Source organism: Streptomyces hoynatensis (assembly GCF_003626535.1).
In the GTDB taxonomy this organism is placed as follows: domain Bacteria; phylum Actinomycetota; class Actinomycetes; order Streptomycetales; family Streptomycetaceae; genus Streptomyces; species Streptomyces hoynatensis.
Map to the genome: position 1 here is coordinate 156,609 of NZ_RBAL01000008.1, position 20,883 is coordinate 177,491.

The following is a 20,883-nucleotide window of genomic DNA, read 5'->3' on the forward strand; positions in this document are numbered from 1 at the left end:
GGTCAGCCGGGAACCGCCCGGTAGGTCAGGTCGAACAGCCGTCGCTCCTCGAAGCGCCGGCAGGCCGCGCGGAACATCTCCTCCTCGACGTCCGCCCGTTCGGCCTCCGTGAGGACCCGCGGGCCACCCGTCAGGGAGCAGAGCCGGTCGAGGGCGGCGCACAGCCAGGTGTCGTCCCCGGTGCGCGGGTCGCCCGCCTTCCGGCCCGCGTCCCAGGTGCCCAGGCAGGCGGCGGCGGCGAGGACGACCGCGTAACGGTGGGCGACGCGCAGTTCCTCCGGCTCGGCGTCGAGCGCGGGGCGCGCCGGGTCGAGGGCGGCGCCCTCCGCGTGCACCCGGTCGAGTTCGGCCAGGAAGTGCCGGGCCAGCCGCCCCGGCAGGCCGTCCTGCGGGGTGTCGCCTGCGACCGCGAGGAGCGTTCCGGCGAGCGGGTCGGCTGCCGCGCCCGCGGTGGCGAGGGCGGCGAAGTCGAGGGGCGGGAGGTCCGCCGTGCCCGCGGGGAACAGGCCCCGGGGCACGGCCGGTTCTGCGGGCCGGCCGGCGCGGGTCAGGCCGGGCAGCAGGTCGAGCAGCCCGGCCTGGCAGGCGGCGCGGGAGTCGGCGCCGAAGCCTCCGGGCAGCAGGTCGCGGCCCAGCTTCTGGAAGATGGCGTGCCTGCCCTCGTGCAGGTAGCCGCGGGCGCCCGGCACGCTGCGCAGCGTGTCCATGGCGTCGATGAGGAGCCGCGGGCCGAGGTGGCCGAGCGCGGCGGCCGGGGCGGCGGCCTGGGCCGGGAGCAGGCTCAGCAGCCTGGCCACGGCGCCGCTGAACGCGTCGACGAGGAGCAGGTCGGCGAAGCAGCGGGCGAGGGTGCCCTGGACGTAGGGCAGGTCGGCGACCTTGCCGCCGTAGAGCTGCCGCCCCAGCGCGCAGTCCAGGGCGGCGCGCAGCCCGGTGTCGAGGATGCCGGCGGACAGGGCGGGCAGGCAGGTGCGGGCGAGCAGGGAGACCGGGAGCGCCGCCGCGGTGCCCGGCGCGCCGCCGAGCAGCGCGTCGGCGGGGACGGGGCAGTCGAGGAACTCCAGGCCGCTGAGCCGAAGGCCGCGCATCCCGACCCCGGGCAGCCGCGGCAGGTGGCGGACGCCGTCGGCGGGCAGGGCGGCGAGGTCGAGGCGGAAGGTGGCGTCCCCCTCGGGGGTGCGGGCGGTCAGGACGAGGGTGTCCGCCTCCCGCAGGTTGGTGACGATCTCCTGCCTGCCGCGCAGCCGCCACCCGGCGCCGTCGCGTTCGGCGGTGAAGCCGGGGGCGCCCTCGGCGGCGGCCGGGAGGCGGCCGGCCAGGAGGGCGTCGGCGGCGGCGCGTTGCTGCCCGGCGTCGCCCGCGGCCCAGACGTGCGCCGCGGCGAGGAACGGGCGCAGCCCCGCGCCGAAGCCGAGCGAGGGGTCGCGGCGCCACAGGGCGCGCAGCACCTCGATCAGCCGCGGCAGGTCGGTGAACCTGCCGCCCAGGGCGGCGGGCACCAGTTCGGCGCCGAGCCCGAAGGTGCCGAGGGTGGCCTCGGCGCCGGCGGCGGGCTCGCGGGCCTCGTCGGCGGCGAGCAGCCGCTCGAAGCCGGCGGGGTTGGCCGCGTCCCAGGGGTCGCCGAGGAGTTCCTCAAGGGCGTCCGCGCTCCGGGCGGCGGCGGGCGCGTGCTGGTCAACGCTCATCGGCGGCCTCCTGAACGGCGTCGTTGCCCGTGGCCTGGCGGGCGAACAGGGTCAGCGGCTCGCCCTTGGCCACGGCCTCGGCCAGCCAGTCGACCAGTCCGTCGCGCAGGTCGCGGCGCAGCGGGCGCGGCTCCTGGCCTGCGGCCTCGCCGAGGCGGTCCAGCAGGGCCCACAGGGCGCCCTCCACCCAGCGGGCCTCGTCCCAGGCGGCGGAGCGGGCGTCGGCCCCCGAGGCGGCGCGCCGCTCCCACACGTGCAGGCAGACGGCGGCGGCGAAGCCGAGTTCGTAGGCGGCGGCGAGGTCGAAGGCGGCGATCGGCGGCTTGGGCGAGGGCGCCACCCGGGCCATGCGCTCGTGGACGCGCCGGACGGCGGCCTCGGCGGCCCCGGCCGCCTCGGCGAGGGTGGCGGGCGCCTCGCCCGCGGCGGCGGCCCGCGCGACGCGTGCGGCGACCGCGGGCAGCGCCTGCACGATGCTGCAGCCGGTGCGGGACATCACCTGCAGCCGGGTGGGGTCGAGGGGGCGCACCGGAGAGCCGAGGGCGGTGGCCTCGGCGACGCCGTCGAGGTCGGCGGTGCCGGAGGCGTAGTTGCGGGCGAGCCGCGGGAAGTGGTTGACGACGGCGTGGCGGTTGACCACGGTGCTGCCGTCGAAGATCCCGACGATCTGGTGGTCGCGCAGCGCCTTCTGGAAGGCGCCGTGGGCGTAGCCGGCGGCCAGGTGGGAGCGGGAGCCGAGGAGGTCGGCGAGGTCCCTGATCAGCCCGTCGGCGAGGGTGGGGGCGACGGCCTTGGTCAGGGCGGAGATGACGCTCATCTCGTCGGTCAGCGCGTGGGCGCTTCTGGCGCCGGCCCGGCCGACGGCCTCGACGGCGAGCAGGGTGGCGGCGGAGCGCGCCAGGACCTCGCGGACGTGGGGGCGCTCGATCAACGGGCGCCCGCCGACCTGGTGTTCCGCGGCGAAGGCGGTGGCGATCCGCAGCGCGTGTTCCCCGGCGCCCGCGGAGAGCCCGGCGCAGGCGGTGCGGGTGAGCTGGAGCCCGCGCAGCACCGTCTCGACTCCCTTGCCCTCCTGGCCGACGAGGGCCGTGGCGGGCACGCGGGTGTCCTCGAAGCCGACGCCGCTGATGTCGGCGCCGCGGATGCCGACGGTGGCCACCTTGGGCAGCGGCCGGTAGGAGCCCTCGGGCAGGCCCTCCTTGCCGACCAGGAGCAGGCTGTGGCTGCGGCTGCCCGGGGTCTGGCTGGTCCTGGCGAGCACGCACCAGTGGCTGCCGAGGGTGGCGTTGTTGATCAGCCACTTGACGCCGGACAGGACGTATCCGCCTTCGCCGCCTTCCTCGCGGGTGGCGGTGACCTCGCCCGCGAGCAGGTCGGCGCCGTGCTCGGGCTCGGAGAGCGCCCAGCTGACGCGGCTGCCCGCGATGATCTCCCGGCCGAGCCGCTCGGCCTGCTCGGGCCGGCCGGCGAGCCAGACCGAGACGGCGCCGAGGTAGGTCTTGAAGTGGGCCACGGCCACGGTCACGTCGCGGCGGCCGAGGACCCGCAGCACGTGGAACAGCTCCTCCTGGCTCTCCAGCCGGCCGCCGAAGCGGGTGGGCACGTAGAGCGCCGGGACGCCGAGCCGGTCCAGCAGGTCGGTGGCCTCGCGGGGGAAGCCGGACTCCTCGTCGAGCCGGGAGAGGGTGGCGGGGTCGAGGGCGGCGGACGCCTCGGGGTGGGTGTCGAGCAGCACGTCGAGGGCGGCGGTGGTCTCGGCCACCGGCCCGGCCTGCGGGGGCGTCATCGGGCCTCCCCGGCGAGCTCGGGGGCGGTGCCGCGCGCCGCCTCGTCCAGGAGTGCCCGGACGCCGGGTTCGAGTTTGGCGTGCACGATGCGCAGTTCGCCGGCGAGCAGCCGCTGCCGCATGACGCCGCGCTGGATCTTGCCGCTGGTGGTGCGGCGGATCTGGCCGCGGCGGACCAGCAGGATGTTGCCGAGGGAGACGCCCATGGCGCGGCTGATGTGCCGCTGCACCGTCCGCACGACGCCGGTCAGGGCGGCCTCGTCGAGTCCCGGGCGCACCTCGTGCACCAGGACGGGGCGTTCGTCGGGGGCGAGCACGCTGAAGGCGGCGCCGACGAGCCCGGCGAGCGCGTCGTGCGCCTCGCGGGCCTCGGCCTCCAGGTCCTGGGGCCAGACGTTGCGGCCGTGGACGATGAGGACCTCCTTCTGGCGGCCCGTCACGTAGATCTCGCCCTCGTGGAGGGCGCCGAGGTCGCCGGTGCGCAGCCAGCCGGTCTCGCCGTCGGCGGTGGTGTGGCCGAAGGTCTCCCTGGTGACGTCCTCGCGTCCCCAGTAGCCCGCGGTGACGCTGGGGCCGCGCAGCCAGATCTCGCCGATGCGGTCCTCGGGGAGTGCCTCGTGGGTGGCCGGGTCGACGATGCGCACGGTGAGCCCGACGGAGACGTCGCAGCTGACGAGCTGGCGGCCCTCATCGGCCAGGATCAGCTCGCCCCTGCCTATGCCGTCGTTGTCGGCGACGATCACCCGGGGCATCGCGTCCGGCGGGGAACTCGTCACGTAAACGGTCACCTCGGCGAGGCCGTATCCGGGGCACATCGCCTCGGGCCGGAATCCATTCCGGGCGAAACGCTCCATGAATCCCGTCATGACGGGCGCGTGAATGGGCTCGGAACCGTTGATGAGCAGACGAAGGCGGGAGAGGTCGATATCCTTCGCGGCCTCCTCGCTGATGCCCCGAATGCACATGTCCAGGGCGAAATTCGGGGCGGCCGTGACGGTGACGGAATGGCGGTCCATCATGGCGAGCCATTCCGCGGGGCGCTTCAGGAATGCGGTGGGCGGCATGAGGGCGCAGGAGCCGCCGAGGAGGAGGGCGGCGCCGAGCAGCGCGAAGAGGCCCATGTCGTGGTGCAGCGGCAGCCAGCCGCCGAAGCGGTCCCCGGGGCCGAGGCCGAGCTGCCGGGAGTAGGCGTCGACGTTGGCGAGCATGCTGCCGCCTGTGACGACGACGCCCTTGGGGTCGCCGGTGGAGCCCGAGGTGTACTGGAGCACCACGGGGTCGGCGGGCCCCGGGGTGGCCAGGTCCTCCGGCGCCACCTCGATGTCCCCGTCGGGCAGCGGCGCGGCGGGGGTGCTCAGCGGGGGGCCGCTGATGCCCTTCGGGTCGGTGCCCGGCAGGTCCTCGCGCCTGGCGAGGACGAGCCCCGCGCCGCTGTCGCGCAGCACGGAGGCGAAGCGGCGGGCGGCCTCGGCGGAGGACTCGGGTTCCGGCAGCGGGACGGCGACCATGCCGGCGAGCAGGCAGCCCACGAAGTCGACCACGAGCTCCCGGCTGGTGGGCAGGGCGAGCACCACGCGGGAGCCGACGGGCAGCCGGGTGCGCAGCCATCTGGCGCGCCGCTCGGCCTCCTCGCCCAGCATCCGGTAGGTCAGGGTCTCGCCTTCACTGGGGCCGCCCTCCCTGAGCAGGATCACGGCCGGCCGATCGGGGCCGAGCGCCATGCTGTCGTAGAAGGCGGTCCTGAAATTCCCCTTGTCGGCCAGGCGGACTGTCATCCACATCCTCCTCTGTGATCAGCTCAGGCAGGGCCTCAAACAGAAAGCAATCGGAACAGGAATTCGTCGCTTCGCGGTGAGCACGGACAGAGGAGGTCGATCATCAAGACGGTGAGCCCCCCGGTTCCTCGGCGAGCCTATGGACGGCCGTTCTGGCATGTCAAGGGCCGTCCTGGGCGGGGGTGACGAGGGGTGGTGACTTAAGGGTGGTGACTTATTGACCCTTTTGAGCGGTGACTTAATTTACGCCGCCGTTATCTTTGCGGGGACACATGCGCCGGGCCGCCCGCGGGGGTTTCAGACGGGCCGTGGCCCGGGGGCGGGGGCGGCGAAGGCGAGTTCCCTGACCGCCGCTGCCGCCGCCTGGTCGAGCAGCACCGCCGAGGCGCAGCCGGGCGGCAGGCGGCCCGCGGTCAGGTCGGTGACCAGGCGGGACAGGGCCCTGCGGTGGCGGCGGAAGGCGGCGGCCGACACCGAGCGGCGGCGGACGGCCTGCCCGGCCAGCGCCAGCGCCGGGGGGACGTCGAGCAGCAGCAGGTGGTAGGCGCGCCCGCGCCGCCTGCCGTCGGCCGCCAGCCAGCGGCGCACCCAGGCGTTGCGCCCGCAGTCGTGGACGACGACGCCGGCGACGCCCTCCCCGCGGCGCAACGCCCGCCACAGCCGGGCGTAGTGGGCCAGGCGGACCGCGGGCCGCAGCAGGGGGTAGGGCAGCCGGACCGGCAGCCGGCGGGCCCAGCTCTCGCACACGTCCTGCGCGTCGACGAGGAGGGCGCCGCGCCCCGCGGCGGCCCGGCGCATCAGGGTGGACTTGCCGCCGCCCGGCAGCCCGGAGACGACGAGGCGGTGCCCGGGCGGGAAGCGCAGCGCGAGCGGCCGGTCCTGGGCGCGCCCGCGCAGGTCAACGACGCGCGGCACGGGCGGGCTCCCGCACGGGCCGGCCGGGTCGTCTCGCAGCATGTGTCCCCCCGAGGCGGCGGGCCGAGGAAACCGGCGCGCCCTCGTCGTTTCCTCTTTCCGCGTACGGGCCGCGGAAACCGCCCCGGGCGCCGAGCGCGCCGGGCGCACGCCGAGGGCGCGCGCCTGCGGCCGCCACGGCGCGGCGTGGGGCGGGTGGCGATCCGGCGGGCGCGGGGCCGTTCCCCGGTCCTTGCGCGGCCCGCCGGGAAGGGACGCCGCGGGCGCGCGGGAGGCGGCGTTAATTCACGACGGACCCCGGCGGCTCATTGTGACGTGTCCCACGGGGTGCCGTAGCGCTCGGCGAGCCCGGCCGCCTCCCCGGGGGCGAGGAGGCGGCCCTCGCGCCCGCCGAGCAGCAGGAGCAGGGCGCAGACCTCCTCCAGTTCGATCGCCGCGTCGGCCGCCGCCGCGAGGCTGGGGCCGCTGGTGACGGGCCCGTGGTTCTGCAACAGCGCGGCCCGGCAGGCGAAGGGGAGGCGTTCGAGCGCCGCGGCCTGGGCCGGGTCGCCCGGGGCGGCGTACGGGATCAGCGGGGTCTGCCCGACCCGCATGACGAAGTAGGGGGTGAGCGGGGGGACGGCGCTGCGCGGGGACCAGGGCGGCAGGCAGCTGACCGCGGTGGCGTGCCGCGAGTGCAGGTGCACGGCGGCCTGCGCGGTGGCGTCGCGCCGGTAGAAGGCGAGGTGCAGCGGGTACTCCTTGGACGGCCTGGGCCCGGCGAGGTGGGTGCCGTCCAGGGCGAGCACGCTCAGCTCCTTCGGGTCGAGGCCGCCCATGGGCCGGCCGGTGGGCGTGATCAGCACGGTGTCCCCGTCCCGGACGCTGATGTTGCCCGAGGCGCCGGGGCTGAGGCCGAGGTTGGTGAGGCGGGCGCCCTCGGCGGCGAGCGCCGCGCGCAGCGCGGCGCTCACGAGGGCTGCTCCAGCTTCTCCCAGGCGGTGAGGAAGAGGTCGGCGGCGCCGAAGTTGCCGGATTTCAGGGCGAGATCCACCGGCAGTTCGCGCCCTTGGGCCCGTGCGGTGGCGTGCGCCCAGGAGACGCCAGGGGCGAGCTGCGCGCCGATGCGCAGGGTGCGCACGCCGAGCGCGGTCACCACCGCCCCCGAGGTCTCCCCGCCCGCCACGATCAGCTGCCTGGCCCCGGCCGTCACCAGCTCCACGGCCAGGTGGGCGAGGGCCGACTCGACCAGGGCGGCGGCCGGGTCCGCGCCGCCCGCCGCGGCCCGGCCGCGCGCGAGGTCGCCCTCCTCGGCCACGGCGTAGACCAGCGGCGGCGTGCCGGGGTCGCGGCGCCAGTGCTCCCGGACGAAGCCGGCCAGCCCGGCCACGGCCGCGGCCGGATCGCGGCGCACCGCGGCCAGGTCCAGCGCCCGGTGCGGCAGCCGCCGCCTGGCGCGGGCGACCTGGGCGCGGGTGGCGGCCGAGGCGCTGCCCGACAGGACGGCGCGCGGCCCGGCGCCGGCGGAGCGGGCGCGGGCGGCCGCCCCAGGGCGCGGCCCGGACAGGCCGAGGGCGAGTCCGGCGGCGCCGGTGACGAGCGCGAGGTCGCCGGTGGCCGCGGCGATGGCGCGCAGGTCCTCGTCCGTGGTGGCGTCCACGACGCTCAGCGCGCCCTCGGCGGCCGGTTCCCGCAGCGCCCGGCGCACGGCCGCGGCCCCGGCCCGCACGGTGCCGTGCCCGATCAGGTGCACCGGGCGCCGGGTCTGGGGGGCGAGGAGGCGCCCGAGGTGGGAGTCGCGCATGGGGGTCAGCGGGTGGTCGCGCAGGGGGCTCTCCTCCAGCAGCAGGTCGTGGACGAAGAGCCGGGCCAGGTAGACGGTGCGCCCGGTGGCGGGGAAGGAGGGCACGACGACGGTGCGGCTCTCGCCGAGGGCGTCGAGCAGGGCGTCGGCAACGGGCCCGATGTTGCCCGCCGGGGTGGAGTCGAAGGTGGAGCAGTACTTGAAGTAGAAGCGCGCGCAGCCGAGGGCGCGCAGGGCGGCGAGGGCGGCCAGCGAGTCGGCCACCGCCTCGGGCACCGGCGCGGTGCGGGACTTCAGGGCGACGACCACGGCGTCGGCCTCGCCGATGTCGGCCTCGGTCCCGGCCCCGGTCTCCCCGGGCCGCGGCGGGCCGACCGTCACCACGGTCCTGAAGCCGCGGGAGACGAGCATCGTCGCCAGGTCCGTCGCTCCCGTGAAGTCGTCGGCGATGGCCCCCAGTTGCGGCATCGGCCCTCCCTCTCGTCCGGCGTGCGGGCCTCGGTGCCCGCCTCGCGTGTCCGCCCTGTGCTGCGGTCGGTCGTCCGCTGGGTCGCCCGTCTCGCCCGCCCGGGGGGCGGCGAGGCGGTCCGCCGGGCGGCCCAGGATGTGAATACCTGTGCCGCCGCGGCCTCTCTGTGAAGAAAAGTTATCACTCTTGACGAGCACGTTAATACACGCATAGCTTCTGTTAAATCATGTGAGCACTCAGCGGAGAGAGCCCTTCCCCATGAACCTGCACCACCTGTTCGCCGGGACCGGCGACAGACCCGTCAGCTACGCCCTCACCGGCGCGGCGGGCGGCTTCGCGCGCACCCTGCTCGCCCAGACCCGGCTCCTGCCGCGGCTGCGCCCCGCCCTGCTGTGCGACCGCGACACCGGCCGCCTGCACGCCCTGTGCCGCGAGCTGGGCTACCCCGAGGCCGACCTCGCCACCTGCGCCGACCCCGCCTCGGCGGCCGAGGCCGCCCGCGCCGGCCGCATCGTGCTGACCGCGGAGCCCGCCCTCCTCGGCACCGCGGGCGGCGTCGCCTACGACATCCTGGTCGAGGCCACCGGCCATCCCCGCGACGGCCACGCCATGGCCCGTGCCGCCCTGCTCGCCGGCCGGCACGTGGCGATGGTCAGCAAGGAGGTCGACTCCGTGGCCGGCCTGAGCCTGGCCCGCCTGGCCACGGAACGCGGCCTCGTCTACACCGCCGCGGAAGGCGACCAGCCCGCGAACCTCATCGGCCTGGTCACCTGGGCCCAGACCCTGGGCCTCGACCTCGTCGCCATCGGCAAGTCCACCGAGTACGACCTGGTCTACGACCCCGCCACCGGCACCGCCACCCAGTTCGGCACCACCGTGCCCGCCCCGGAGCTGGGCGGGCTGCTCACCCTCGGCGAGGACGTCCGCGCCACCCTCCGGGCCCGCGCGCACGCCGTCGCCGGGCTGCCGTCAGGCGCCACCGCCGACTACTGCGAGATGGCCGTCGTGGCCGACAACACCGGCTTCGCCCCCGACACCGAGCGCCTGCACTACCCCCTCGCCCGCATCGCCGAGCTCGCCGACGTCTACGCCCTGCGCGAGCACGGCGGCGTGCTCGGCGCGCCGGGCGCCGTGGACGTCTTCACCGCGCTCCGGCTGCCGGGCGAGGCCTCCTTCGCCGGCGGCGTCTTCGCCGTCGCCCGCACCCACGACCCGGAAACCTGGCGGACGCTGGCGGGCAAGGGCCACGTCCTCAGCCGGGACGGCCGCTACGCCGCGATCTACCTGCCCTACCACCTGATGGGCGTGGAGACCCCCCTCACCCTGCTGTCCGCGGTGCTGCACCACCGCCCCTCGGGCGCCGTCGCGCCGCGGCCGGTGGCCGTGCTCGCCGGCCGCGCCGACCGGGACCTGCCCGCGGGCAGCGAGCTGACCATGGGCGGCCACCACCACGACGTGGCCGGGGTGCGGGCGGTGCTGCTGCGGGCCGCCGAGGCCCCGGCCGACGCCGCCCCGCTCTACCTCGCGGCCGGCGCCAGGCTGCGCCGCCCGCTGGCGGCGGGCGAACTCCTCACCCTCGGTGACCTTCAGGGCCTGGACCCCGAACTGAGCGCGGCCTGGCAGGCCGGGCGTTCCACGGCGGTGACCCGGTGAGCGACAACGCCCAGCACCTGGTGCTCGCCGGCGCGGCCATCGTCGTCCTGGTCGTCCTCATCACCAAGTTCAAGCTGCACCCCTTCCTCGCCCTCTCGCTGGCCGCCCTCGGCCTCGGCTTCGCCAACGGCATCGGCCCCGAGGCCACCGTGGAGCACTTCGAGGCGGGCTTCGGCGACGCGCTGAGCGACAGCGGGCCCGTCATCGGGCTCGGCACGATCCTCGGCGGCATCCTGCTGGGCACCGGAGGCGCCGACCGCATCGCCACCGCCTTCCTCGGCAGCCGGCCGGTGCAGTGGATACCGGCCTCCATAGCCGCGGCGGCCCTGCTCATCGGGCTGCCCCACCTCTTCGACGTCAGCTTCGTGATGCTGGTGCCGCTGGTGTACGCGGTGGCCAAGCGGACGAACTCCCACCTGCTGTACATCGGCCTGCCGATGGCCGCCGGCCTGTACATCTCGCACGGCCTGCTGCCGCCGCACCCCTCCCCCACCCTCGCCGTCTCCGCCTACGACGCGAGCACCGGCCTGACCCTCTTCTACGGCCTGCTCATCGGCCTGCCGATCGGCGTGGTCACCGGACCGCTGCTCACCCGGGTGGCGAGCCGCTGGTTCGGCCCCGCGCCCGACCTCGACAAGGGCCCGGTGCGGGAGACCAGGGCGGAGCCGGAGAACCCCCGCAAGCCGGTCTCGCTCACGCTGGCGCTGCTCACGGTGCTGCTGCCGCCGGCCCTGATGCTGCTCGGCACCCTGGGCACCGCCCAGGCGAGCGAGGGCAGCTGGCTCTACACCGCCTTCGAGGCCTGCGACGACCCGGTGCTCTCGCTGCTCGCCGCGGTGGTGTTCTCCTTCTTCGCGCTCGGCCTGCGCTCCGGCTTCCCCGGGGGCCAGTTGCAGGGCATGGCCGCCAAGGGCCTGGGCACGGTCGGCGCGATCATCCTCATCCTCGGCGCGGGCGGCGCGCTCAAGGAGATGCTCTCGGCCACCGGCGTCGACCAGGCGATCTCCGACTACGCCGTCTCCTGGTCCGTGCCGCCGCTGCTGCTGGCCTGGGCGCTGGCCGCGCTGCTGCGGATCTGCCTCGGCTCGGCCACCGTGGCCACCGCGGCCGCCAGCGGCATCGTCGCCCCGCTGATGGGCGCCTACCCGGGCCTCTCGCCCGAGTTGCTGGTGCTCGCCACCGCCTCGGGGGCGGTCATGCTCTCGCACGTGAACGACTCGGGCTTCTGGCTGTTCAAGGAGTACTTCCAGCTGAGCGTCGGGCAGACCCTGCGCACCTGGACCCTGATGCTGTCCATCCAGTCGCTGCTGAGCCTCGGCGGCATCCTGCTGCTCAGTACAGTGGTCGGCTGAGGCGATGGAGCCCGCAGGAGGGAGAGCGAGGAACCCGTGGAGCTGGAGGAGCAGAAGGGGCAGGCGGCGATGACCTCCGCCCAGAAGCCGCCGCTGATCCCGGACCAGCGTCGTGATCTGCTGCTCAAACGGCTGCGCCGGGAGGGCGTGCTGAGCGTGCAGCAGATCACGCAGCTCTTCGGCGTCAGCCACATGACGGTGCGCCGCGACATCGCCGAACTCGAACGGCAGGGGCTGGTCTTCCCCGTCGCGGGCGGCGTGCGGATCGCCAGCCAGGTGCACTCGGAGCCGAGCTTCCAGGCCAAGTCGCTGGTGGAGCAGCCGGAGAAGCAGGCCATGGCCCAGGCGGCGGCGGCGCTGGTGCGCGACGGCATGACCGTCTACCTCGACGCGGGCACGACCATGCACGCCATGGTCGGCCCGCTCGCCGAGCGCGCGGGCCTCACGGTCGTCACCAACGACTTCGGGGCCGTCGAGCAGCTCTCGGCCGCCAGGCACCTGGACGTCATCCACGTCGGCGGGCTGGTCGAGCCGGACAACAGGTCGAGCGTGGGCCGCCTCGCGGCGGCCACCGTGCGGCAGCTCGCCCTCGACATCGCCTTCGTCAGCGCCAGTTCCTGGGACCTGATCCGGGGCGTGACCACGCCCTCCGAGCGCAAGGTGGACGTCAAGCAGGCGGCGATGGCCGCGGCCTCCAAGTCGGTGCTGGTGGCGGGCTCCTCGAAGTACGGCACCTTCGGCATGTACAAGGTGGCGCCGCTGAACGCCTTCGACGTGATCGTCACGGACGCGGGGCTGACCGAGGCCGGCGCCGACGGCATCCGCGCCGGCGGCCTCGACCTGGTCCTCGCCGGGGCGCCCGGCGCCTGAGGCCCCGGGCGCCGCCCCGGGCCGGGGGCGGTTTGGCCCAGGCCACGGGCCCTGGCATCCTGAGCAGGCGAAACCTCGCTCCGGCACCGCAGGGTCACGGACCCCGTGCCGCGCGGCAGGATCGGCGGCGGAGGGAGCGACGCGATGAAGGACGGCACCGGGAACGCCAAGGGTGTGGCCCGGCCCAAGCGCGCCGACGCCAGGCGCAACGAGAAGTCGCTGCTCGACGCGGCCGCCGCGGTCTTCGTCACCTCGGGCGTGGAGGCGCCGGTGCGGGACATCGCGGCCAGGGCCGGGGTGGGGACGGGCACGATCTACCGGCACTTCCCCAAGCGGGCCGACCTCATCCTCGCCGTCTACCGGCACCAGGTGGAGGCCTGCGCCGAGGCCGGTCCCGAGCTGCTGGCGAGCAGCCCGAGCCCGCACGCCGCGCTGCGGCAGTGGATCGGCCTCTTCGTCGACTTCCTGGTCACCAAGCACGGGCTGGCCGCGGCGCTGCAGTCGGACAGCGCCGACTTCGAGACGCTGCACGCCTCCTTCCTCGACCGCCTCCTGCCCGTGTGCACCCGGCTCCTGGATGCCGCGGCGCGGGCCGGCGAGATCCGCTCCGACGTGACCGCGTACGAACTCCTGCTGGCCGTCGGCAACCTGTGCATCGGCGCGGAGCACAACCCCCGTTACGAGGCGCGCCGCATGGTCGCGCTCCTCATCGAGGGCATGCGGCTGCCGGCCCAGGGCTGAGGCCGGGGGCCCGCAGGCCGCGGCCGGGCCCCGGCGGCCCGCCGCGCCCCAGGGAGCTCCCGGCGCGCGGCGCCCGGCCGCGTTCACTGCCCGTCCGCGCCCGCCAGGGTGCCGTGCAGGAAGACCTCGACCAGCTCTCCGGTGTCCAGGCTGACCTCCTGCCCCGCGCGGGGCCGGGTGAAGAGCAGGCCGAGGAAGAGCGCGGCGGCCTGCTCGCCGGACACCCGCAGCCGGTCCTCGGGCCCGAAGAGCTCGGCGACGGCGGTCCTGATGGCCGCCATGGAGTTCTCCCGCGCCTCCTGCGGCGGCCGTTCCCGCCCGGCGTCGCGCCGCAGGTGCCCCGAGGCGTGCAGCGCGCCCGCGACCGCTCCCATGCGCCCCAGGTGCGCGCCGAGCGCGTCGGCGGCCTCGGCGAGACGCTCCTCCAGCGGCCGGTCGAGCGGAATGGAGGCGATCTCCCGCACGGCGTGGTCGGGGCGCACCGCCTCGGCCATGACGGCATCGAGCAGCTCGTTCTTGTCCGCGAAGACCCGGAAGATGGTCCCCTCGCTGATGCCGGCGGCGCGGGCGACGCGTCCCGTGGTGACCTTCGCCCCGAACTCGGCCACCAGCGGGAGCGCGGCGGCGACGATCATGCGCCGGCGCTCCTCCGGTTCCATGGCGGGCGCCCGGCTGCGGGTTTTTCGCGCAGGCTTCCGCGGTTCCTCGATTCCCGTCATGGGCTCACCGTAGGGAGTGAGCACCCGCCCCGCCAATGAGTGACCGCTCACTCCTTTCGCGGCGGTTCCCGGCCCGGGTGGCCGCGCGGCATCGGCCGCCGGGCCCAGCGGGGCCGCCGGTTCCCGGCCCCGGCGCGTTCCGTCCGTTCGGGGGAATACCGGCTCCCCCAGGTGTTCCGGCCGCCGCATCGGGCTAGTGCTGTGACCGGGAATGGCCGCCGGCCGCCCCCGGCGGATTCCGGCCGGGCGGTGGGCGGGCGGCCGGCGGGCGCCCGCGGCGCGCAAGAGGCACGGAGGCGAGTGGGGCATGGTGAAGACTCTCGGCGACATCGCGTGGAGGTTCCTCCGCGAGGCCACGGGCGCGCTCGAAGCCCACGAGGCGGGCGCCGGGGCGCGCCGCGCGGGCCCGGGCGCGGCGCCCGCGGGGGCGAAGGGGCGCGGCGAGGAGCCGGGGGCCGTGGATCTGCAGGCCCTGGCGGACCGGGTCGAGGAACTGCTGCACGTGCTGCGCGCGGCGGCGAACGGCGGCGGCCCCGGGCCCGGGACGGGGCCGCGTTCCTAGGCCGCGTCGTCCGGATCTCCTGCCAGGGGAGTTGTGCGTTGAGCGGAGCGCGCCGCCGGCTCGTGGGCCGGGTGGCCAGGGAGCTGCTGACCGCGGAGCTCAGGGAGGCGGTGGCCAAACGCGGCGAGCCCGGCGCCCAGGCGCAGGCGCGGGCCCGCCGGGTGCGCGAGGCGCTGGAGAGCCTGGGGCCGTTCTGGATCAAGGTGGGGCAGATCCTGTCGACCCGGCCCGACGTCGTGCCCGACTCCATGCTTCCCGAGCTGGCGAAGCTGCACGACCACGCGAACGTGCTGCCCTTCTCCCGGCTCGAACCGGTGCTGCGGGAGGAGCTGGGCCCCGGCTGGCGGGACCGCTTCGCGGAGCTGGACGTGACGGAGCCGCTGGGCGCCGCCTCGCTCGCCCAGGTGTACCGGGCGGTCCTGCCGGACGGCACCGCCGCCGTCGTCAAGGTGCAGCGGCCGGGCGTCCGGGAGGTGATGACGCAGGACATGGCGTTCCTGCGCAGGGCGACCCGCCTGGTCGGCCGGGCGGCGCCCCGCTTCAGCTCCCTCATCGACACCGAGGCGATGCTCGGCGTCATCTTCGACGCGATGCAGCCCGAGCTCGACTTCACCAACGAGGCGCGCAACATGAAGCGCGCGCACCGGCTGGTCGCCGGGTACGAGCACCTGACGGTGCCCGAGGTCCTCACCGCCACGCCCCGGGTGCTGGTGCAGAGCCTGGCCCCCGGCACGTCGATCCGGCACGCGGACCCCGGGGCGTTCACCCTGGACGAGCGCATGGCCATCGGCCGGGAGCTGCTCTCGTTCCTCTACCGGGGCTTCTTCGTCGACCGGTTCTTCCACGCCGACCCGCACCCGGGCAACATCTTCGTCGCCCCGGGCGAGCCGGCCACCCTGATCGACTGGGGCATGGTGGGCCGGGTCGACCGGCGCACCGGGATGCTCCTGGTCCTCATCCTGCTCAACCTCGCCCAGAACAACGGCCACGGCCTGGCGGCCGCCTGGGCCGAGCTGGGGCACGCCACCCCAGGCGCCCAGCCGGGCGCGTTCATGAACGACATGGCCCTGCTGGTGCCGAAGATCGCCGACGCCTCCCTGGGGAGCTGGACTTCGGCCTCACGCTGACGAAGATCCTCACCTGCTCGACCAGGCGTGGCATCAGCACCAGTCCGGCGATCTCCCTGCTCGGCAAGTCCTTCGGGAACATCGAGGGGTCGGTGCGCTGCCTCGTGCCCGAGTTGTCGATCGTCGAGGTCTTCCGGGACGAGCTGATCACCGTGCTGGCCTCCCTGGCCCGCGAGTCCGCCTCGGCCGAGCAACTGGCCTGCACCGCGATGGAATTGCTCATCGGCATCCCGACGGCCGCGGGGCAGTTCCGCGGCCTGCTCCGGGACCTGGCAGGCGAGGGCTGAGGCGGCCGGGCCCGCGGGCCGCCGCCCCCGCCCGCCCGGCCGCCGCGGCACCCGTACCCGGGCCGCCCGCCGGGCCGGCCCGTTCAGCCGGCCCGTTCGACGAGGAAGTCGGCCAGGGCGGTCAACTCCCGCCAGGCCCGCGGCACCAGGGGCACCTCCGCGAGGGTGCGGTAGGCGCGGGTGAGGGCCAGGCGGCCCTCGGCCAGCGCCAGCGACCTGCCGCCCGCCTCCTCCAGCAGGGCGGCCGCCGCCCGGGCCCCGGCGTCGTCCAGCTCGCCCGCCTCCAGCAGGCCGGCGAGCCGGCGGGCCGCGGCGCCCCCCTCCGCCAGGACGGCCACCACGGGCAGCGTCTTCTTTCCGCGCCGCAGGTCGCTGCCCACGGGCTTGCCGGTCCTGCGCGGGTCGCCCCAGATGCCCAGGACGTCGTCCACGATCTGGAAGGCCAGGCCGAGTTGCCTGCCCGCCGCGCCGAAGGCCGCCACCGGGCCGGGGCCCGCCCCGGCCAGCAGCGCGCCGAGCGCCACCGCCCCGCCGAAGAGGGCCCCGGTCTTGTCGCCCACCATGGCCCGGTACTCCTCGGGCAGCACCGCGTCCCCGCCGCGCCAGGGACGCTGCTCGAACTGCAGGTCCTGCGCCTGTCCGCGCATGAGGCCGTCCAGGGCCGCGCAGAGCAGCCGCAGGGCCTGGGCGCAGTCGCCCGCCCCCGAGGTACTGACCGTCTCGACGGCGAGCGCGAACAGCGCGTCCCCCGCCAGCACCGCGGGCCCGGTGCCGAACGCCTTCCACACGGTGGGCCGGTGACGCCGCCACTCGTCCTCGTCCAGGATGTCGTCGTGGATCAGGCTGAAGGTGTGGAGGAGTTCGGTGGCCACCGCCGCCGGGAGGGCCGCCTCGGCGCCGCCGCCCACCGCCTCGCCTGCCAGCAGCGCGAGCGCGGGCCGCACCCCCTTGCCGCCGCCCCCGCCGGCCGGCGCCCGCCCGGCCTCCTCGAGGCCGCAGGCGTAGACCGCGAGCCGCCGGGTCGCGGGGTGCAGCCGGTCGAGCGCGGTCACCAGGCAGGGGCGGACCAGGGCGCGGCAGCGACCGAGAGTCCGCCGCGCTGAGGGAGTTCGCTCGGAAAGGGTGGGGGACGCGGGCGTCATGCGGGCTCCTCTCGGCCGTTCCCAGGCCCGGCGCACCGGATCTCGCCGGCCCGCGGCGACGGCGGCAGAGCGGCCGGGCGGGGGGCGGTGCCTCGATTAAAGGCCGCGCCGAGAAGCACTCACAAGGGCGCCCGGAATGCTGTCACCCCGACGGGTGATGCTCCTCGAATACGGCGCCAGTTTCCCATCAATTCGGGTGGCGCCTGGAGTTCGCCGGAATATTCCGCGAGGGAGCCGACCAGATTTCGGCAGACAGCGCACGACACGGCTGCGAAGAGGTCACTCATGGTCAGGCCCGAGGCAGACATCGAATTGCCCCCCATTTTTTGCCCTCTGGAGCCCGCCATCCATCCGCGCGCGCAGGAGATCGAGCGGCAGGCGGACGCATGGATCAAAGAGTCCGGGATGTGCGCCACCGACGAGGAATACCGATGGGTGACCGCGACGCACAGCGTGAACTTCTACGCACGATTCGCCCCGGGCGCCGCGGACGAGCGGCTGCTGGCGACGGCCCTGTGGGTCTACTGGGGCTTCGCCTTCGACGACGCCAGGTGCGACAGCGGCCCGCTGAGCGACCGCCCCGGCGAGTTCGCGGCCCTCGCCGGCCGGGTGCAGCGGGCCGTGGAGTCCCCCACCGCCCGCGACGCCGGGGAGCGGTTCGTGCCGCCCCTGCGGCGGATCGTGGGGCGCTTCCGGGAGCTCGGCACCCCGGTGCAGGTCAGGCGCTTCGCCCAGGCCCACCGCGCCTGGCTGGCCGGGGTGCAGTGGCAGATCGGCAACGAGGCCCGCGGCACCGTCCCCGACCTGGACGACTACCTGGCCATGCGCCTGCTGGCCTCGGGGGGCGAGCCCACCTTCGCGATGCTGGAGATCGCGGACGGCGCCGAGGTGCCGGCGCGGGAGCTGGAGAGCCCGGCGGTGCGCGCGCTGACGGAGATGGCGATCCTCGTGGCCGCGCTGGACAACGACCGCCACTCCGTGCGCAAGGAGCTGTCGCGCGGCCAGACCGGGCAGAACATCTACTCGGTGCTCATGCGGCACCACGGCCTGGCCCTGCCCCAGGCGCTGTCCGCGGCCGGAGCCCTCAGGGACCGGGTGCTCCTGCGCTTCCTGCGGCTCGCGCCCCGCGTGGCGGCCGGGGCCGGCGCCGAACTCAGGGCCTACATACGCGATTTGGGTCACGGCATCCGGGGGAACGCCGAATGGGGGCTTCGGGTGCCGCGCTATCTCAGCCTGGGCCGGGCGCCCGATCCGTTCGCCGCCGATTCCTCGCTGCGGTGGGCGGAACGCCCGGGGGACCCGCGCGCCGCCCCGCCCCTCACCCCGGCGGTTTCCTGGTGGTGGGATGCCGAACTGGGCTGAGATCCCCGGAAAACCCGGCCGCTCGCGCTCGCCACCCGCTTCGCGCCCCGGCACAAAATTCCCGGCGCCCGCCGCGAATTCACGCCGGGTCGGTGCACCCATCCGCTTTTTGCCCGCGCCCTTGTTTGCTCTCGTTTTCCCCGCCTACAGTGAGGATTGTCCGCCACTTTTGAGAATTCCCCGCCTGTCATTACCGAAGACGATCGAAAGGAAGATGATGTGGGAAAGAGTCTGACCAATACCATGAGAGATCTGGTCGGCGATGTGACGGACGATCTCAAGGAGGCGTTCGACGACGTGGTCGACCACAGCGGACGCAGGCACTGGCGGCACGAAGAACTCCACTGGCCCTTCCCGCCCGGGGCGCACCACCCGCACCTCCCGCCCTGGGCGCTCCACCGCCTGGAGCATCTGGAGCACCTCGGGCACCTGGAGCACCTGAGGCATCTCGGGCTGCCGCCCTGGGCGTTCCCGCCGCACTGGGGTCCCCCCTTCTTCGACGGGCCGCCGTGGGCGCATCTCCCGCCCTGGGCGCACCTGCCCCCGTGGGCCCCGCATCCCCCGTGGGCACACGTGCCGCCCTGGGGTCCGCACCCCCCGTGGGCGCACGTGCCGCCCTGGGGCCCGCACCCGCCCTGGGCGCACGTTCCCCCGTGGGAGCCGCCGCCCTGGCGCCCTCCGGTGCCCAGGGAGCGCGAGGCTCCCGCGCCGGCGGCCCGCGAGCCCGGGCCTCCCCCGCCGGCCGCCCCGCCCCCGGCCCCCTCGCGCGACGACGAGCGGTGGAACGCCCTGGCGAACCAGCTGGACTCGCTGATCGGCATCCTGCGCACGATGACCGGGTCCCGGCCCGGGTAGGGCCCGGGCGGGCGCGGCGCGGACCTCCGCGGCCGGCCGGAAGGCGGCGGCCGCGGAGGTCCGCGCACGCCCGGGCTCCGGCGCGCCGGGCGGGCGCGCCGGGGCCCGGTCAGGGCGCGTGGATGTCGGAGCCCGGGCCGAGCGGCAGGTCCAGTCCGTAGAAGACGCCGAGCACGGCCAGCCAGGTGATCAGGAAGGGCACCACGTAGATGGCCAGGCGCGAGAGCAGCGTGCCGAGTTGGGCCTGTGGCTCGTAGCGCCGCAGCAGGGCGAGCGTGAGGAAGAGGTACGGGTTCATCGGCGTGATCATCTGGGTGGCCGAGTCGCCGATGCGGAACGCGGCCTGGGTGAGGGCGGGTTCGAGGCCGAGCAGCAGGAAGGTCGGCACGAAGACCGGCGCCATCAGCGCCCACAGCGCGGAGCCCGAGGTGATGAACAGATTCAGCACCGTCACCACGAGCACGAAGAGCACGATCCCCAGGAAGCCGGTCAGCCCGGCGTCCTCCAGCAGCGAGGCGCACTTGACGGCCAGCAGCGTGCCGACACCCGACCAGTTGAAGACGCCGATGACCTGCGAGATGGCGAAGATCAGCACGATGTAGGAGGACATGTTGGTGACGGACTCGGCCATGGTCCGCGGCACGTCCTCCGCCTTGGTGAAGCTGCGGGTCGTGGCTCCGTAGACGCATCCCGCGATCACGAAGGCCACGAAGAGCAGCGGCACGATGCCGGTGAGGACCGGGGAGTTGACCAGGGCCCCGCCCTCCCCGCGCAGCGGGCTGCCGGGGATCAGCCAGCCGACGACGACCACGGCGGCGTAGAGCAGGAAGGCCAGTCCCGACAGCAGCAGCCCGCGGCGTTCCACCGGGGAGATCGCGGTGCTCACGGCGCCCGCGGCCTGCTCCGCTTCCGCGCCCCGTGCGGTGGCCGCCGCTTCCCCGGCGGCGCCGGTGGCGGCCTCGCCGTCCCGGCCGGGCGCCTCGCCCTCCGCGGCGGCCCCGGCGGGCGGCTCGGCGGGGACCTCGACCGGCTGCGGGAGCCTGGGCTCCAGGACCCGGGTGGTCAGGAGGCCGCCGACCAGGGCGAGCAGGGCGCTGGCCGCCGCGGTGAAGAACCAGTTGATGAGGACGTGGGTGGGCGCGTCGGCGCCCGCGGGCACCACGGCGGCGGCCGGCTCGGTGATGCCGACGTAGAGGGCGTCGAGGGAGCCGACGATGAACCCGGCCGCGTACCCGGCGCAGACGGTGGCGAAGGCGCAGATGAGTCCGGCGATGGGGTTGCGTCCCGCGCTCTTGAACGCGAGGGCCGCCAGGGGCGGGATGACCAGGATCGCGATGTCGCTCATCACGTGGCCCTGGCAGGAGACGAACGCCACCACGTAGGGCAGGGCGCCGCGCGGGGCCCTGGCGATGGTCGCCCGCACCAGGGCCTCCAGCAGCCCGGCCCGCTCGGCGACGCCCACCGCCATCATCATCAGCAGGACGGTGCCCAGCGGCGGGAAGCCGGTGAAGTTGGGGATCAGGTTCTCCAGCAGCCAGCGCAGGCCCTCCCCGGTGAGCAGTCCCTTGATCTTCAGCGTGTCGTCCGAGCCAGGCACGGTGACCTTCGCGTCGCACGCGGCGAGGACCGTGGAGATCACGGCGAGCAGGACGAAGAGGAAGAGGAACAGGAAGAAGGGGTGCGGCAGGCGGTTGCCCGCACGCTCTATGCCGACCAGGACGCGGTCGAGCAGCCGCGCTCCCCGCCGCTGCGACGGGGAGGGGGAGGGCGGGACGAGGGTGTCCTGCATGCTGGCGTTAC

Annotated in this window: 18 protein-coding genes; 9 read left to right on the forward strand and 9 right to left on the reverse strand. The window is 75.3% G+C overall.

What is annotated here, in order from left to right; translation table 11 throughout:
- Positions 1 to 2: 2 nt before the first annotated feature.
- The 6 genes from D7294_RS15930 to otnK form a co-directional block, all read right to left on the reverse strand.
- Complete coding sequence (locus D7294_RS15930; RefSeq protein WP_120680156.1) at positions 3 to 1,685, reverse strand: acyl-CoA dehydrogenase family protein; 1,683 nt, start codon at positions 1,683 to 1,685, stop codon at positions 3 to 5.
- Entirely contained in the window at positions 1,675 to 3,471 is a 1,797-nt protein-coding gene (locus tag D7294_RS33725) for an acyl-CoA dehydrogenase family protein (RefSeq protein WP_120680158.1), read from the reverse strand. The genes D7294_RS15930 and D7294_RS33725 overlap by 11 nt, the downstream gene beginning before the upstream one ends.
- Positions 3,468 to 5,246 (reverse strand): fatty acyl-AMP ligase, encoded by a 1,779-nt coding sequence (locus tag D7294_RS15940; RefSeq protein WP_158674636.1) that lies wholly within the window; start codon positions 5,244 to 5,246, stop codon positions 3,468 to 3,470. The genes D7294_RS33725 and D7294_RS15940 overlap by 4 nt, the downstream gene beginning before the upstream one ends.
- A 297-nt stretch (positions 5,247 to 5,543) precedes the next feature.
- Complete coding sequence (locus tag D7294_RS15945) at positions 5,544 to 6,161, reverse strand: AAA family ATPase (protein ID WP_120680161.1); 618 nt, start codon at positions 6,159 to 6,161, stop codon at positions 5,544 to 5,546.
- 305 nt (positions 6,162 to 6,466) lie between these two features.
- Positions 6,467 to 7,114 (reverse strand): class II aldolase/adducin family protein, encoded by a 648-nt coding sequence (locus tag D7294_RS15950; RefSeq protein WP_120680163.1) that lies wholly within the window; start codon positions 7,112 to 7,114, stop codon positions 6,467 to 6,469.
- On the reverse strand, positions 7,111 to 8,412 hold the full coding sequence (gene otnK, locus D7294_RS15955) for a 3-oxo-tetronate kinase (protein WP_120680166.1): 1,302 nt from the start codon (positions 8,410 to 8,412) through the stop codon (positions 7,111 to 7,113). The genes D7294_RS15950 and otnK overlap by 4 nt, the downstream gene beginning before the upstream one ends.
- A 259-nt stretch (positions 8,413 to 8,671) precedes the next feature.
- On the opposite strand from otnK, the gene D7294_RS15960 reads away from it, so the two are divergent.
- The 4 genes from D7294_RS15960 to D7294_RS15975 all read left to right on the forward strand — a co-directional run bounded on the left by D7294_RS15960 (position 8,672) and on the right by D7294_RS15975 (position 13,029).
- On the forward strand, positions 8,672 to 10,066 hold the full coding sequence (locus tag D7294_RS15960) for a homoserine dehydrogenase (RefSeq protein ID WP_120680168.1): 1,395 nt from the start codon (positions 8,672 to 8,674) through the stop codon (positions 10,064 to 10,066).
- Entirely contained in the window at positions 10,063 to 11,418 is a 1,356-nt protein-coding gene (locus tag D7294_RS15965) for a GntT/GntP/DsdX family permease (RefSeq protein ID WP_120680170.1), read from the forward strand. The genes D7294_RS15960 and D7294_RS15965 overlap by 4 nt, the downstream gene beginning before the upstream one ends.
- 69 nt (positions 11,419 to 11,487) lie before the next feature.
- Positions 11,488 to 12,288 carry a DeoR/GlpR family DNA-binding transcription regulator gene (locus tag D7294_RS15970; RefSeq protein ID WP_120680405.1) on the forward strand — a complete coding sequence of 267 codons (801 nt, stop codon included), beginning with the start codon at positions 11,488 to 11,490 and terminating at the stop codon, positions 12,286 to 12,288.
- 144 nt (positions 12,289 to 12,432) lie between these two features.
- Positions 12,433 to 13,029, forward strand: coding sequence for a TetR/AcrR family transcriptional regulator (locus D7294_RS15975; protein WP_120680172.1), 597 nt, complete (start codon positions 12,433 to 12,435; stop codon positions 13,027 to 13,029).
- 83 nt (positions 13,030 to 13,112) lie between these two features.
- On the opposite strand, the gene D7294_RS15980 is transcribed toward D7294_RS15975, so the two are convergent.
- Positions 13,113 to 13,664 carry a TetR/AcrR family transcriptional regulator gene (locus D7294_RS15980; RefSeq protein WP_206619512.1) on the reverse strand — a complete coding sequence of 184 codons (552 nt, stop codon included), beginning with the start codon at positions 13,662 to 13,664 and terminating at the stop codon, positions 13,113 to 13,115.
- Positions 13,665 to 14,055: 391 nt separating this feature from the next.
- On the opposite strand from D7294_RS15980, the gene D7294_RS32255 reads away from it, so the two are divergent.
- The 3 genes from D7294_RS32255 to D7294_RS33215 all read left to right on the forward strand — a co-directional run bounded on the left by D7294_RS32255 (position 14,056) and on the right by D7294_RS33215 (position 15,724).
- Positions 14,056 to 14,310 carry a hypothetical protein gene (locus D7294_RS32255; protein WP_174248357.1) on the forward strand — a complete coding sequence of 85 codons (255 nt, stop codon included), beginning with the start codon at positions 14,056 to 14,058 and terminating at the stop codon, positions 14,308 to 14,310.
- A 38-nt stretch (positions 14,311 to 14,348) separates the two neighbouring features.
- Complete coding sequence (locus D7294_RS15985) at positions 14,349 to 15,437, forward strand: ABC1 kinase family protein (protein ID WP_241562398.1); 1,089 nt, start codon at positions 14,349 to 14,351, stop codon at positions 15,435 to 15,437.
- 92 nt (positions 15,438 to 15,529) lie between these two features.
- Positions 15,530 to 15,724: a hypothetical protein gene (locus D7294_RS33215; protein WP_241562399.1), complete on the forward strand. Its 195-nt coding sequence runs from the start codon at positions 15,530 to 15,532 to the stop codon at positions 15,722 to 15,724.
- Between the two features lie 83 nt (positions 15,725 to 15,807).
- Here D7294_RS33215 and D7294_RS15990 read toward each other — a convergent pair whose 3' ends face one another.
- Positions 15,808 to 16,866, reverse strand: coding sequence for a polyprenyl synthetase family protein (locus D7294_RS15990; protein ID WP_120680176.1), 1,059 nt, complete (start codon positions 16,864 to 16,866; stop codon positions 15,808 to 15,810).
- 285 nt (positions 16,867 to 17,151) lie between these two features.
- Here D7294_RS15990 and D7294_RS15995 point away from each other — a divergent pair, with 285 nt between their 5' ends.
- Positions 17,152 to 18,228 (forward strand): terpene synthase family protein, encoded by a 1,077-nt coding sequence (locus D7294_RS15995; RefSeq protein ID WP_120680178.1) that lies wholly within the window; start codon positions 17,152 to 17,154, stop codon positions 18,226 to 18,228.
- A gap of 243 nt (positions 18,229 to 18,471) precedes the next feature.
- Positions 18,472 to 19,083, forward strand: a complete 612-nt coding sequence (locus D7294_RS16000) for a hypothetical protein (RefSeq protein WP_147450842.1) — start codon at positions 18,472 to 18,474, stop codon at positions 19,081 to 19,083.
- A 109-nt stretch (positions 19,084 to 19,192) separates the two neighbouring features.
- Here D7294_RS16000 and D7294_RS16005 read toward each other — a convergent pair whose 3' ends face one another.
- The gene (locus tag D7294_RS16005; RefSeq protein WP_120680181.1) at positions 19,193 to 20,872 is read right to left on the reverse strand and encodes an AbgT family transporter; all 1,680 of its coding nucleotides are present in this window, start codon (positions 20,870 to 20,872) and stop codon (positions 19,193 to 19,195) included.
- Between the last annotated feature and the right edge of the window lie 11 nt (positions 20,873 to 20,883).

Excerpts from the sequence above, each read along its gene's own strand:
- D7294_RS32255 (WP_174248357.1), top strand. The coding sequence starts at position 14,056 with ATGGTGAAGACTCTCGGCGACATCGCGTGGAGGTTCCTCCGCGAGGCC.
- otnK (WP_120680166.1), bottom strand. The coding sequence starts at position 8,412 with ATGCCGCAACTGGGGGCCATCGCCGACGACTTCACGGGAGCGACGGAC.
- D7294_RS15990 (WP_120680176.1), bottom strand. The coding sequence starts at position 16,866 with ATGACGCCCGCGTCCCCCACCCTTTCCGAGCGAACTCCCTCAGCGCGG.
- D7294_RS16000 (WP_147450842.1), top strand. The coding sequence starts at position 18,472 with ATGAGAGATCTGGTCGGCGATGTGACGGACGATCTCAAGGAGGCGTTC.
- D7294_RS15960 (WP_120680168.1), top strand. The coding sequence starts at position 8,672 with ATGAACCTGCACCACCTGTTCGCCGGGACCGGCGACAGACCCGTCAGC.
- D7294_RS15980 (WP_206619512.1), bottom strand. The coding sequence starts at position 13,664 with ATGATCGTCGCCGCCGCGCTCCCGCTGGTGGCCGAGTTCGGGGCGAAG.
- D7294_RS15975 (WP_120680172.1), top strand. The coding sequence starts at position 12,433 with ATGAAGGACGGCACCGGGAACGCCAAGGGTGTGGCCCGGCCCAAGCGC.
- D7294_RS33725 (WP_120680158.1), bottom strand. The coding sequence starts at position 3,471 with ATGACGCCCCCGCAGGCCGGGCCGGTGGCCGAGACCACCGCCGCCCTC.
- D7294_RS16005 (WP_120680181.1), bottom strand. The coding sequence starts at position 20,872 with ATGCAGGACACCCTCGTCCCGCCCTCCCCCTCCCCGTCGCAGCGGCGG.
- D7294_RS15940 (WP_158674636.1), bottom strand. The coding sequence starts at position 5,246 with ATGACAGTCCGCCTGGCCGACAAGGGGAATTTCAGGACCGCCTTCTAC.
- D7294_RS15995 (WP_120680178.1), top strand. The coding sequence starts at position 17,152 with ATGGTCAGGCCCGAGGCAGACATCGAATTGCCCCCCATTTTTTGCCCT.
- D7294_RS15930 (WP_120680156.1), bottom strand. The coding sequence starts at position 1,685 with ATGAGCGTTGACCAGCACGCGCCCGCCGCCGCCCGGAGCGCGGACGCC.
- D7294_RS15970 (WP_120680405.1), top strand. The coding sequence starts at position 11,488 with ATGACCTCCGCCCAGAAGCCGCCGCTGATCCCGGACCAGCGTCGTGAT.